This window comes from Corynebacterium sp. HMSC069E04 (assembly GCF_001813175.1).
Lineage (GTDB): Bacteria > Actinomycetota > Actinomycetes > Mycobacteriales > Mycobacteriaceae > Corynebacterium > Corynebacterium aurimucosum.
The window spans coordinates 68,533-80,935 of sequence record NZ_KV811688.1; the positions used below are offsets into that span (position 1 = coordinate 68,533).

Here is a 12,403-nt window from a genome sequence, read left to right on the forward strand (position 1 = left end):
GCCTAATCTTCCTTTCTCGTCAGGCTGGGTTCTTCCAGATCAAAGATAGCCATCCCCCGCGGGTAGGGCGTGGTAATTCCTTCCGTGTGCATGGCGGTGAGGATTTTCGCCTGCATGGCGCGCTGCACATCCCACTGCTTGCCCGGTAGCGTCTTGACGGAAACGCGGTAGGACATGTGGTCCACTTCCAGGCCAGACATGCCATTGACCGTGGGGGTGGCCAGGATGAAGTCCTTGATGTCGGAGTCGCGGGCGGCTTCTTCTGCTGCGGTGGTGATGACGTCGACTGCTCGGGTGGGGTCGTTGCTCAGCGCGATGGGGACCTGGACGCGGGCTACGGAGTAGCGGTCGGAGTGGTTGGCCACCTGCAGGATTTCGCCATTGCGGACGTACCATAGCGCGCCATCGATGTCGCGGACCGTGGTGATACGCAGGGAAATGGACTCTACATCGCCGAAGACCCCGTTGCCGAGGTCGATGGTGTCACCGATGCCGTACTGGTCCTCCATGAGCATGAAAATGCCGGAGAGGAAGTCCTTGACCAGCGCCTGGGCACCGAAACCAAGGGCGACACCAACCACGCCGGCTGAGGCCACGAGCGGGGCGACGTTGACTCCGAGCTTGTCCAAGATGGCCAGCACTGCCCAGACCCAGACGAATATGGCGACCGCGGAGCGGCCGACTCCGGCGAGAGTCTGGATGCGGGAGGTGCGCCGTGCCTCTTGCGTTTTCTCGAGCGCCTTATCGGTTGTTCGGTGAGCTTTGCGAGGGGAGAGCGGCGAGCTGAGCTTGCCCTTCTTGATGCTGTTGTCTGCCAGTTTGGTGATGAGCCGACGCAGCAGCCAGCTACCGATGATGGCGACGATGAGAATGAGAGCAATGCCGATGGGCTTGTCTATGAGCCAGGACTGCATGTTTTCTGTCTGCCACCAGCGGGTGACCGCGTCGACAGCCCCGTCGCTCTGCTCGGCGGAGGCGCTTAGGTATGCGGTTGATCTGGTCACGTGTGTCCTTTCTGCTATCGCTCACGTCTGACGCCTACCGATGGTAGGGAAGAGAGTTGAATATAAAAAGCTAGTCTTTCTCGCAACTGAACAGCTTGGTCTAGACTTGTGCCTCATGACTGACAACCGCACTCTTGGCTTTTCTTCCCGTTCCATCCATGCCGGTTACCAGCCGGATCCTTACATGGGATCCATCAACGTACCGATTTACGCTTCCACCACGTACCAGCAGGACGGCCTCGCGCAGCTGCGCGGCGGCTACGAGTATGGCCGCGTGGCCAACCCCACCGTTCATTCCCTAGAGAAGACCCTCGCGGCGCTAGAGAATGCCGAGTATGCTCGCTGTTTCGCCACGGGCATGGCGGCCGTCGATACCCTCATCCGTATCATCGTGCGCCCAGGTGACCACGTGATTTTGGGTAACGATGCCTACGGCGGCATGTACCGTCTCCTGCACCATGACTACGGTGAGTGGGGCATCGAGCTGTCCATCGTTAATACCGCCGATACTGAGGCGGTTAAAGGGGCGCTCAAGGAAAACACCAAGCTCATTTGGTTGGAGACCCCGACCAATCCGGCGACGACGATCACGGATATCGCCGCGGTCACTAAGGCAGTCAAGGCGGCTGGCGACGTCCAGATTGTCGTCGACAACACCTTCGCCACTCCCTACCTGCAGAACCCTTTGGAGCTGGGCGCGGATCATGTTTTGCACTCCACCACGAAGTACCTGGGCGGCCACTCGGATGTGCTGGGTGGTGCGGTCGTGACCAACTCCGCTGAGATGGATGAGCGCCTGCTGTATTTCCAAGGAAACGTCGGTGCGGTGTCCTCGCCTTTCGACGCCTACCTCACCGCCCGCGGCATCAAGACCTTGGAAGTCCGCATGGATCGCCACTGCTCCAATGCACAGGCCGTGGCGGAATTCCTGGAGTCCCGCCCGGAGGTCAAGCAGGTTCTCTACCCGGGCCTGCCCTCGCACCCGGGTCACGAGCTGGCGAAGAAGCAGATGCGTGGCTTCGGCGGGATGATGTCCGTGCGCTTCCATAGCGAGGAGCATGCTCGCCAGATTTGTCTCAACACCAAGCTCATCTCATTGGCGGAGTCCCTCGGCGGTGTGGAGTCCCTCATCGAGCACCCACAGAACATGACCCATATCTCCGCGGAAGGCTCCGAACTCGTCCCGCCGGCAGACCTCGTGCGCATCTCCGTGGGCATTGAGTCCATTGATGACCTGCTCGCGGACTTGGAGCAAGCCCTCGACGCCCTGGACTAAAACCACCGAGAGCGCCAAGGCAGTGTGGGCCTCGGCGCTTTCGCTGTGTGAGGTTAGAGGGAAGTGAGCAGGGAACCGGCCGTGCGGTCGGTTTCTTGCAGCATGAGCGGATCGGTGGCCGGCATGGGGGAGATGGTGGTATCCGGCCACTGCGAATAGGTGGGGATGCCGACGATGTGCAGGCGCGGGTCCTCGGTGCCGCCGGGGTTGACCACGCGGCGGTTCCACGTCGTCTCCGGCGAGCCGGTGGCCTGCCCGTGGTCGACGAACGCGCGAACACGTCCGTTGAGGGATACCGCAAGTGGGTCGCCGGCGCGGCGGACATCGGGGGAGTGCATCCAGGCGTCGATAAGCCAGGTGGAGGAAGCCTCACCGTGCGCGGTGCGCAGCGTGAACTTCTCACCGATCTCCAGCTGGGGGCGCTGGCCCAGGAAGGTGACGAGGCCGGCGTCGACAAGCGCCAGCAGCTGTCGGGTGCGGAAGAGCGGCGGGCCGGAGCCCACCATCTGTCCGAAGGCCATGAACTCCTTGTAGGTGCTGGTCCGGGACTCCCACGTCATCCGGCCCTCCGAGCCGGCGATGGAGGAGGGCTTGCGCGCGGCTGAGATGGCCCACAGCGCGGACTTCAGCGGGGAATCGGCGGCGGCGACGGCCTCCCGGATATCGCGGGCGAGGCCCTCGGCGATGTACTCGGTGATCTCGGCGCCCTCCGCGCTGTCGAAGTCCGCCAGCGGGTTCGCCCAGTGGGCAAGGTCGAGGGGGTCAGTCGATGTGCCCTCCAGCGCCACGCGCAGCTGATCCGCCATGCCTCGGAGATCTGGGGCGGTGAGCTCCGTGGAATCAATCGTGGCGAGGATATCCGCAAGCGGGCGCTGCAGGGCATCTGGGAATACACGAGCCTGGTTCTCGTAGTATTCGGCGTAGGAATCACGCAGAATGTGCGGTAGCAGCTGCGTGCTAAAGTCCAGCTCCGCTTCCGGCTCAAGCGCGACGACCGCGGCGCGGAAGCGGGTCAGCTCAGCCTTTGGTGGCAGCGCGTGATACTCCGACTTCGGGATATAAGGGTAGCCGCGGCCGGAGGAGACGATGAAGTGCGGTTCCTCGCCGTTGGGCTCGTAGCGCAGCCCGGAGCGGGTGGAGGGATCCTCGACGAACTCGCCGCCGCGGTCGATGGTGAGCAGCGCCATGACGTCGAAGAAGCCCATGCCCAGGCCCCGAACTAGGACCTTCTCGCCCGCAGGAACCTCAGACACCGGTTGCTCCACCGGGTTATCTGGGCGCACCCAGTGCAGGCCGGAATCTGCGGCCTCCGCCAGGGCACGCTCGGACTCGGTCAGGGCAGGCACTTGCCAGCCATAAGCCAGGACGGTGGCATCGGCGGTGACGGTGGTGCCGTCGGAAAGCTCGATGGCGTCCTGTTCACCGCGCTCCTCTACGGACAACGCGCGCGCACGGTGCTGGACGACGTCCACGCTCTCCGGCAGCTGAGCCAGCGCAACCTCGAAGACCCACTCCAAGTAGGCGCCGTAGAGCGCGCGGGAAGGGTTGGATTCCGGGCGGGTCTGCGCGAGCTCTGTGGCAAAAGAGGCGGCAAGCTCCTCGCGCGGCGGGTGGGAATCATAAAGCTTTAGCTTGGCGGGCGCGATGTCGGGGCGCTCGCCGCGCAGAAGCTGGATCCACTCGTAGAGAATGGGACCCTCCAGCACCGGCGCGGTGGTCGTGGAATCGGGCTCGGTGAATAACGTGACCGCGCCAGCCAGGGTGTTCATGCACAGCGTGCGGGTCTGATCCGTATCCCAAATGCGGCCGGCGCCCAGCGGGGCATCGTCGATGATGTGGAGTCGCAGGGGTGAATGAAGGGGGGTCGCGCGCAGATGGGCCGCAAGGCGCTCGACCAGCGAGATACCGCGCGGGCCGGCCCCGACGATGGCGATGGCGGGCATATAAATCAACCTCAAACTTTTAGACTGTGCTGTCTAGTGGAATAATACCGCTCAGTATGCGTTGTGTTAAATCCAGAGACACAGCACAAACCGACTACCGACTTTCTGAAAGCATTACCGTGAAAACTCTACGCGCACTCGCCGCCACCCTGGCAGCAGCCCTCGCCTTAGCGGGCTGCTCTGCCGCGGACCGGCCGGACGGGGAGGATAACGTCCTCACCTACCTCGAGCCGCAATTCTTCCGCACGCTCTATCCGCCGGCCGCCGGCTTTTACCCCAACGGTGGCGTGGTCAACCAGCTGACCGACCGCCTCCTCTACCAAGACCCCGAGACCCTGGAACTCTCGCCATGGATCGCCACGGAGATGCCCAAGGTCAACGCCGATGCCACGGAATACACGTTTACTATCCGCACCGACGTCACCTACTCCGACGGTTCTCCTTTGACCGCCGAGAACGTCGTGGCCAACTTCGACCTCTTCGGCCGCGGCGATAAATCCCGCACGCTGACCAGCTCCGAGCAGATCGCCAACTATGACCGCGGCGAAGTCGTGGACGAGGACACCGTGAAGTTCTACTTCACTCAGCCCTCCCCGGGTTTCCTCCAAGCCACTTCCGCCTATAACGCCGGCCTGCTCTCTGATTCCACGTTGGCTCTAGACAACGAGGGCTTCGGCCCCGGCAACGCGGTCAACGTTATTGGCTCTGGCCCCTTTGTAGTGGAGTCGGAAGAAATCGGCACCGACCTCAAGCTCAAGACCCGTGAGGACTACGACTGGGCCCCACCAGCGGCCAAGCACCAGGGCCGCGCGGAGATCGACGGCGTCCACTACATCCTCGCCGCCGAGGAATCCGTGCGCACCGGAGCAATCCTTTCCGGCCAGGCCGATATCGCCCGCCAGATCTCAGCCCCGCAGGAGCCGCTGCTGAAAGAACAAGGTGTTGACATCGTCTCACGCGGCACGAACTCCATGAACAACCAGTTCGCCTTCCGCTTCGACCACCCGCTGCTGCAAGACAAGCGCGTGCGCGAGGCCATCATCCACGGCGTGGACCGCGAGGAGATCCTTCGCGTGCTCTTCTCCGAGTCCTACCCGCTCGCCACCTCCTCCGTGGCCGAGACCGGCCTGGCGTATAAGGACCAGTCCGCCGCCTATACCTTCGACCCGGAGGAATCCAAGCGCCTTCTCGATGAGGCCGGATGGGAGCCCGGGCCCGATGGCATCCGCGTCAAGGACGGCCAGCGCCTCGTCCTGCGCACCAACACCGCGTTGCCGCAGCCGCGCTCCAAGGAAGTCATGACCATGGTGCAGGATCAGCTGCGCGCCCTGGGCATTGGTATCCAGGTCAATGCTGGTGACCAGGCCACCCAGAATGCCGATGCCAAGGACATCAACAAGGTGCAGATCTACCACTCGATGGTCGGTCGCGCCGACTACGACGTCATCACTTCGCTCTACGGCATCAACAACCGCGATGCCTTCCTCAACCAGGACGCGGAGGGCAATCCCATCGACGAACACCTGCAGGAGCTTCTCGACGCCGTCCTCGATACCCCCGATAAAGAAGGCCGCATCAAGGCCACGGAAGAGGTCCAGGACTACCTCACCGAGCAGGCCTATGTGCTCCCGCTCTTCGAGGAACCCGTGGTTTATGCCGTGCGGCCGGGCATTTCGGGTTTTAGTCCGGAATCGGTGGCGCGCCCGTGGTTCTACGAGGTCAGCATCGACGCCGCGCCGCAGCGCGCAGCATCGAATGAGGAGGAGAAATAAATGACAACTCGCCAGATTTTCAGCCGCATTGGGCAGGCCCTCCTCGTGCTGCTCATTACCTACACCGTGGCCTTCCTGCTTCTGTCGGCGCTGCCGTCGGATGCCGTGCAGTCCCGCTTCGGCGACCCCGCTCTGGGCCTATCCCAGGCGGAGATTGACGCCATCCGGGAGGAAATGGGCGCGGACAAGCCGCTCTTCGTGCAGTACTTCACGTCCCTGGGTGGCTTCCTTACCGGGCACTTTGGTAACTCGACGCAGTCGGGCGCCCCGGTAGCTACGCTGCTTGCCGACGCCCTTCCCCACACCCTCATCCTCGCCGCCAGCGCCATCGGCGTGGCACTCATCGTGGCCGTGCTCGTTGCCTTCCTAGCGACGCTGCCGGGGCTCGGTGCTATCGGTTCCTTCTTCCGAGGCCTGCCTTCCTTCATGGTCTCTCTGCCGGGATTCTGGATTGCCATCCTGCTCATCCAGTTCTTCTCCTTCCAGCTGGGCTGGGTGCGCGTTATCGAACCCGGCAGCGTGGAGGGCCTCATCCTGCCTACCCTGACGCTGTCGGTGCCCATGGCCGCGCCGTTGATTCAGGTGCTGATTCGCTCCATCGACGAGACGCAATCACGGCCCTTCGTTCAAGCGGTACGCGCACGCGGTGCCTCGGAGTCCGGGATTTTCTGGCGCACCGTCTTGCGTAACTCGTTGCTGCCTACCTTGACCATGGCGGGCCTGCTCTTCGGTGAACTCGTTGGCGGTGCCGTGGTGACCGAAACCGTCTTCGGCCGCACTGGCTTGGGATACATGGTGGCCCAGGCCGTGGCTAACCGCGATACCCCGGTTCTGTTGGCAGTGGTTCTCATCGCCGCCACTTCCTACATCATCATCAACCTCGTGGTGGACCTGCTCTACCCGGTGCTGGACCCGCGCCTGCGCGCCAGCACCTCGGAACGCAGTTCTGCTCACCGCACAGATTCCGCCGCCACCCCGGCGACTGACTCCTCGGCCACTACTTCGGAAAGGACGGTGCGCTCATGAGCATGACGCACACTAAGCCGCTGCGTTCTACACGGGCGCCGCGCCGCCAGACCTCTAACCCGTGGCTCGCGCCGGGTTCCATCATCGCCATCGTGATCCTCGCGATCGCTTTCTTGGCGGCCCTGTTCCCGAGCTTGTTTACCTCAGCAGACCCTTATGCGGGCACCGATGTGGCCCTCTTGCCGCCGGGAGAGTCCGGGCACATCATGGGAACAGACGCGGTGGGACGCGATCTCTACGCGCGCATCATCTACGGTGCCCGCCAGTCGCTGCTCGGCGCGCTCATCGCCGTGGCCGTCGGCCTGGTCGTCGGCACGCTGATCGGCCTTCTCGCCGGCTCTTTGCGCGGAGCGGTGGATACCGTCCTCATGCGCGTGGTCGACGTGTTGCTGTCCATCCCGGGCATCCTGCTGTCGCTGTCCATCATCATCGTGCTGGGCTTTGGTTCCGTACAGGCGGCGGTGGCTGTCGGTGCGACCTCGGTGGCGACCTTCGCGCGCTTGGCCCGCTCCCAGGTAATCTCCGTAGCCAGCTCGGACTACATCGAGGCCGCGTACGGTGCGGGCGCCACCCACGCCACCGTGCTCTTCCGCCATATCCTTCCCAATTCACTCACCCCGGTTATTGCCCTGGCCACCCTTCAATTCGGCACCGCCATTCTGCAGCTGTCGATCCTCGGCTTCCTGGGCTACGGCGCCCCGCCTCCGACCCCGGAGTGGGGGCTTATCATCGCCGAGGGCCGCGACTTCATGGCCACCGCCTGGTGGCTCATTATTCTGCCCGGTATCGCGCTGGTGGCCGTGGTGATGTCCGCCAACCGTCTGTCCCAGAACTTCCCCGTGGAGGCCTAACATGTCTGTTTCAAAGAATGCAGCGCAGCCCCTGCTGCACGTGCGGGACCTCAACGTGTCCTATTCCACCGCAGGTGGTGACGTTCCCGCGGTCCAGGGCGTCAGCCTCGAGGTGCACCCGGGGCAGATGACCGCCATCGTGGGCGAGTCCGGCTCCGGCAAGACCACCTCCGCCATGGCAGCCATCGGTTTGCTGCCCTCGAATGCCACCATCGGCGCCGGAACCATCACCTTCGATGGCCGCGATATCACTTCGCTGCGCCGCCGTCAGTGGCGTGAGCTGCGAGGGCGACGCATCGGGCTGATCCCGCAGGACCCCAATAACTCCCTCAACCCGGTCCAGACCATCGGCGCCTCGGTGGAGGAGGGGCTGCGCATCCACAAGGTCGGCAGCGCTGCAGAGCGCAAGGCTAAGGCACTGGAGCTGTTGGAGCGCGTCGGCATCGATGACCCTGCGCGCCGCTATCACCAGTACCCGCATGAGCTGTCCGGCGGCATGAAGCAGCGCGTACTCATTGCCGCTGCGGTGGCACTGGAGCCGGACCTCATCATCGCCGACGAGCCCACCTCTGCTCTCGATGTCACCGTGCAGAAGATCATCCTCGACCTCCTCGATGACATGCGCGCAGAGCTCGGCATGGGCATCCTCTTCATTACCCACGACCTAGCCGTGGCCGGTGACCGCGCCGACCGCGTCGTGGTCATGGAGTCTGGCCAGCTGCGCGAGGAAGGCCTAGCCGCCACAGTGCTGACCAACCCGCGCCACGACTACACCAAACGCCTGCTTGCCGACGCCCCCTCCCTCACCGTCGCCGACGCCGGCACGTCAACTGCCCGCGCCGTCGCACCCCAGGGCAACCTAAGCACTCAGCGTGCTTCATCTGAATCTACCGGCGCGCCGACTACTCGCGCTGCCGGCGAACCTTTGGTGCGCGTCGAAGGCCTGACCCAGCGCTTCGGTGATTTCACCGCGGTCGATGACATCTCCTTCACCGTGGCTAAGGGCTCGACCCACGCTATCGTGGGCGAGTCCGGCTCCGGCAAGACCACCACCGGGCGCAGCATCGCCATGTTCAACACCCCGACCTCCGGCAACATCACCGTCGGCGGGCGCGACATCGTAGGCCTGCGCGGCAAGGCCTCGCGCGAAGAGCGCAACAACATCCAGCTGGTCTATCAGAACCCCTATGGCTCGCTGGACCCCAAGCAGACGATTGGCCAGACGGTGGCGGAGCCGCTGCGGAATTTGAAGGGGGCGTCGGCAAGCAGCGCGAAAGCCAAGGCCAAAGAGTTCCTCGAGCTGGTCGCCCTTAACCCGGATTATTATGACCGGCGCCCGCGCGAGCTCTCCGGCGGTCAGCGCCAGCGCGTGGCCATCGCCCGGGCGATGATTGTGGAGCCGGAGCTGGTCATCCTCGACGAGGCCGTTTCCGCCCTCGACGTCACCGTGCAGGCCCAAATCCTGCGGCTGCTTGCCCGGCTGCAGGAGGAGCTTGGCCTGACCTACATCTTCATCTCGCACGACCTGGCGGTGGTCAACCAGATCTCCGATACCGTGTCCGTGCTCTCGAAGGGCCAGCAGGTGGAATGCGGGCCCACGGCCGAGGTCTTTAGCAACCCGCAGTCACCGTTTACCCGCAAGCTTATCGAGGCCATCCCCGGCTCGCGCTACCGCGCCGGTGACCTCAACCTCGGCCTGTAGCCTGGGGCCAATCAAGAAAGGATTAGTTCATGGCAGACATTATTAACCTACTGGCGGATGCAAGCGAGGACGTCGCCCAGCTGCGCGAGCGCCGGCCTGAAGCTAAGGAGAATGCGCAGGCCTCCTTCGCCGCGCTCCTTGAGCCTAAAGAGCCCGGCACGTTCAGCTATGCGGAGCGCTACGCCATCGCGACGTTTGTTGCTGGCATTTACCAGGCTCCGCAGGCGGTGGAGTTCTATTCCGACCTGCTGGCGGAGGAATCGGAGGAGCTCGCTGAAGAAGTAGCCCGCGCGGTGGAGCGCGGCATCACCACCGGCCCATACTCTGGTGGCGGCTTCACGCTTTTCGACGGCTCGCCACGCCTCGCCGCCGCCCTCGACTTCGCCCACCTGCTGGCCTTCCACCCCAAGGACGCATCCCCGGCCGCGATCGGTCACCTGCAGGCGGCCGGCTGGTCCAACGATGACATCGTGACGTTGGGACAGCTCGTCAGCTTCCTGTCCTTTCAGCTGCGGGTGGCCCACGGATTGTCTGTGCTGGCCGGTACCGCCCAGCCCACGCCTGTGACTGAGGCGCCGCGTCCTACCCAGACCCCGGATTGGGTGCCGGGGGAGGGGACGTTGGTGCCGGACGTCGTCAAGCCGCAGGGCTTTGTGGCACACTCCCTAGGCTGGAAGCCGTGGGTGCCGCCGCAACCAAAGGAGGAGTTCACCGACGCGCAGCGTGACGCGCTGATTAAGCCCGAGCGCATCGACATGGAGTACTTCCGCCTGCTGGCCCGCGACCCGGCAGCGCTCAAGGCGCGCACGCTGACGGACCTGGACATCTTCTACAACACCGACGGCGGATTGGGGCGCGCCCAGCGTGAGCTGGCCGCCACGGTGGTCTCGCGCCTCAATGGCTGCGAGTACTGCGCATCGGTACACCAGCAGCGCGCCAAGGAGGAGGGCGGTGACGCCGCAGCGATTGACCGCCTGCTCGACGAGGGCGTTTCTGCTGACCTGGGCTCGGCGCAGTGGTCCGCCATCCGTGACGCCGCCCTGGCCCTGACCGAGTCGCCCTTTGCGTTCGACGCCTCCCACGTGGATGGTCTCCGCGAGGTGGGTTTCGATACGCTGGCAATCATCGATGTCATCAACTCCTCCGCGTTCTTCAACTGGGCAAATCGCCTGATGTTGACGCTGGGGGAGCCGGATGTGCCGAAGCGCTTCCGCTAACTGAAGGAGGAACAATCATGGTGAAGACTGCCGTTGTGACCGGGGCAACCGGTGGAATGGGCAGGGAGATCATCAAGGACCTTGCGCGAGACCACCGCGTGTATGCACTAGGCCGGCGCGCCGGGGAGCTGCCGGAGGCGGAGAACATCGTGCCGGTGGGCACCGACCTGCTGTCGCTACTTGATGGTGCGGCGCTTCCCACCGAGCTTTCTGAACTGGAGCGCGTGGACGTGCTCGTGCATGCGGCGGCACGGGCGGATAAGCGCTCAGTGGAAAGCGCTAGCCCGGAAGATTGGCGTGCGCAGATGGACCTCAACGTGCACGTGCCAGCAGAGCTGACCCGCCTTCTGCTGCCTGCGCTGCGTGCGGCGGAGGGCCTCGCGGTGTTCATCAACTCCGGTGCCGGCATCCACTCCTATGGTGACAACGTCATTTACGCCGCCACGAAGCACGCACTCTACGCGCTTGCCGACGGCCTCCGCCTCGGCGAACTCGGCATCCGCGTGTCCACCGTCGCGCCGGGTCCGACGGACACCCCGATGCTGCAGGGCTTGCAGGATTACAATCCGGAGCATGTCATCGCCCCGGTCGAGGTGGCGAAGGCTATTCGCACCACCGTTGATGCTGGGCCGACGACGCAGCTCACTGAGATCCGTGTGCGCCCGCGCATTGAGTTGAACCAGCGTAAGTAGGTGGCGCGTTTTCTCTCAAGATGCGAAAAACCCAGCACACGGTACAGTTATGAGGCGTGTCCACCTCTCAACGTCGCCGCCCCGCCTATTTGGTGATCGCGGATTCGCTTAGGAGCAAGATTGAATCCGGCGAATTAAAGCCGGGTGACCGTTTTCCCACCGAGCGGGAATTGGTTCAGGAATACAAGGTGGCGCGCATGACGGTGCGCCACGCGCTGGACATCGTCCAGATTGAGGGCCTCATTGATCGCAAGCGTGGGCGCACCGGTGGCACCTTCGTGCGTGCCACCCCGCCCACGTTGAGCCTGACGAGTGGCCGCAGTGCCCTCGATCAATTGCGTGAACATGGCCTCGATGTTGAGGTGCGGGTACTGTCGCTGATGTTCATTGATGCTCCCGGGCACCTTGCTTCCGCCTTTGGGATTGAGGAGGGGGATTCCCTGTGGGAGTGCCGTACGGTGCAGGTGTCGGCGGGCTCGCCCATCATGGCCTCCACGCTCTTTATCCCGCAAATCTTGGCACCAGGACTTACGGAAGAGGATGTGCAGAAGCCACTGACCGAGCTGTTGACGGAGCTTGACCTGGCACCCGTGTTTAAGCGGGACTCGCTCGTGGCCGCCACCGCTCGCACGGAGGAGCAGAAAGCCCTTGGAGTAGGTCGGAACCAACCGGTCCTACGCATTACGAGAACCATCAAGGCAGAGGGCGGCGTCGTAGCCGCTCAGCTGGAAGAGACCCTGCGCCCTGATGCGGCCACGGTGGAGGTCGTCATTGGCGAGGATCCCACGCCGACCCTCGACTAGACACCAGCGAGGGCAGCGCCATAAGTTTTCCCCGCCGGGAATACGAACGTGTACTCCAGGAAACCCGCCAACCACCATCGGGTTGGTGGGTCTCGTTCTTTAAGAGCTAAAGGGCCC

10 protein-coding genes are annotated in these 12,403 nt (G+C 63.8%); 8 read left to right on the forward strand and 2 right to left on the reverse strand.

Annotation, left to right across the window (positions count from 1 at the left end):
• Positions 1 to 2 precede the first annotated feature (2 nt).
• A complete protein-coding gene (locus tag HMPREF2896_RS09640) occupies positions 3 to 1,004 on the reverse strand; it encodes a mechanosensitive ion channel family protein (RefSeq protein ID WP_070644650.1) in 1,002 nt (333 codons plus the stop codon).
• A 115-nt stretch (positions 1,005 to 1,119) separates the two neighbouring features.
• Between HMPREF2896_RS09640 and HMPREF2896_RS09645 the strand changes: the two genes are divergently transcribed.
• Positions 1,120 to 2,280 (forward strand): cystathionine gamma-synthase, encoded by a 1,161-nt coding sequence (locus HMPREF2896_RS09645; RefSeq protein ID WP_070719351.1) that lies wholly within the window; start codon positions 1,120 to 1,122, stop codon positions 2,278 to 2,280.
• Between the two features lie 53 nt (positions 2,281 to 2,333).
• Here HMPREF2896_RS09645 and HMPREF2896_RS09650 read toward each other — a convergent pair whose 3' ends face one another.
• Positions 2,334 to 4,223, reverse strand: a complete 1,890-nt coding sequence (locus tag HMPREF2896_RS09650; RefSeq protein WP_070719352.1) for an FAD/NAD(P)-binding protein — start codon at positions 4,221 to 4,223, stop codon at positions 2,334 to 2,336.
• A gap of 56 nt (positions 4,224 to 4,279) precedes the next feature.
• On the opposite strand from HMPREF2896_RS09650, the gene HMPREF2896_RS09655 reads away from it, so the two are divergent.
• From HMPREF2896_RS09655 to HMPREF2896_RS09685, 7 genes are read left to right on the forward strand one after another with little or no spacing between them, the layout of a single operon-like run.
• Positions 4,280 to 5,995, forward strand: a complete 1,716-nt coding sequence (locus tag HMPREF2896_RS09655; protein ID WP_246817294.1) for a TIGR04028 family ABC transporter substrate-binding protein — start codon at positions 4,280 to 4,282, stop codon at positions 5,993 to 5,995.
• Positions 5,996 to 7,021 carry an ABC transporter permease gene (locus HMPREF2896_RS09660; RefSeq protein WP_070719355.1) on the forward strand — a complete coding sequence of 342 codons (1,026 nt, stop codon included), beginning with the start codon at positions 5,996 to 5,998 and terminating at the stop codon, positions 7,019 to 7,021.
• On the forward strand, positions 7,018 to 7,872 hold the full coding sequence (locus HMPREF2896_RS09665; protein WP_070443618.1) for an ABC transporter permease: 855 nt from the start codon (positions 7,018 to 7,020) through the stop codon (positions 7,870 to 7,872). The genes HMPREF2896_RS09660 and HMPREF2896_RS09665 overlap by 4 nt, the downstream gene beginning before the upstream one ends.
• Before the next feature lies 1 nt (position 7,873).
• Entirely contained in the window at positions 7,874 to 9,574 is a 1,701-nt protein-coding gene (locus tag HMPREF2896_RS09670) for a dipeptide ABC transporter ATP-binding protein (protein WP_070644657.1), read from the forward strand.
• 29 nt (positions 9,575 to 9,603) lie between these two features.
• The gene (locus tag HMPREF2896_RS09675; protein ID WP_070719357.1) at positions 9,604 to 10,791 is read left to right on the forward strand and encodes an alkylhydroperoxidase domain protein; all 1,188 of its coding nucleotides are present in this window, start codon (positions 9,604 to 9,606) and stop codon (positions 10,789 to 10,791) included.
• Between the two features lie 17 nt (positions 10,792 to 10,808).
• Entirely contained in the window at positions 10,809 to 11,483 is a 675-nt protein-coding gene (locus HMPREF2896_RS09680; RefSeq protein WP_070719358.1) for an SDR family oxidoreductase, read from the forward strand.
• A 56-nt stretch (positions 11,484 to 11,539) separates the two neighbouring features.
• Entirely contained in the window at positions 11,540 to 12,286 is a 747-nt protein-coding gene (locus tag HMPREF2896_RS09685; RefSeq protein WP_070719360.1) for a GntR family transcriptional regulator, read from the forward strand.
• The last annotated feature ends 117 nt before the right edge of the window (positions 12,287 to 12,403 follow it).

What these genes read in the sequence shown, in the direction of transcription:
- HMPREF2896_RS09645 (WP_070719351.1), top strand. Translation starts at nt 1,120, where the DNA reads ATGACTGACAACCGCACTCTTGGCTTTTCTTCCCGTTCCATCCATGCC.
- HMPREF2896_RS09650 (WP_070719352.1), bottom strand. Translation starts at nt 4,223, where the DNA reads ATGCCCGCCATCGCCATCGTCGGGGCCGGCCCGCGCGGTATCTCGCTG.
- HMPREF2896_RS09655 (WP_246817294.1), top strand. Translation starts at nt 4,280, where the DNA reads ATGCGTTGTGTTAAATCCAGAGACACAGCACAAACCGACTACCGACTT.
- HMPREF2896_RS09660 (WP_070719355.1), top strand. Translation starts at nt 5,996, where the DNA reads ATGACAACTCGCCAGATTTTCAGCCGCATTGGGCAGGCCCTCCTCGTG.
- HMPREF2896_RS09665 (WP_070443618.1), top strand. Translation starts at nt 7,018, where the DNA reads ATGAGCATGACGCACACTAAGCCGCTGCGTTCTACACGGGCGCCGCGC.
- HMPREF2896_RS09670 (WP_070644657.1), top strand. Translation starts at nt 7,874, where the DNA reads ATGTCTGTTTCAAAGAATGCAGCGCAGCCCCTGCTGCACGTGCGGGAC.
- HMPREF2896_RS09675 (WP_070719357.1), top strand. Translation starts at nt 9,604, where the DNA reads ATGGCAGACATTATTAACCTACTGGCGGATGCAAGCGAGGACGTCGCC.
- HMPREF2896_RS09680 (WP_070719358.1), top strand. Translation starts at nt 10,809, where the DNA reads ATGGTGAAGACTGCCGTTGTGACCGGGGCAACCGGTGGAATGGGCAGG.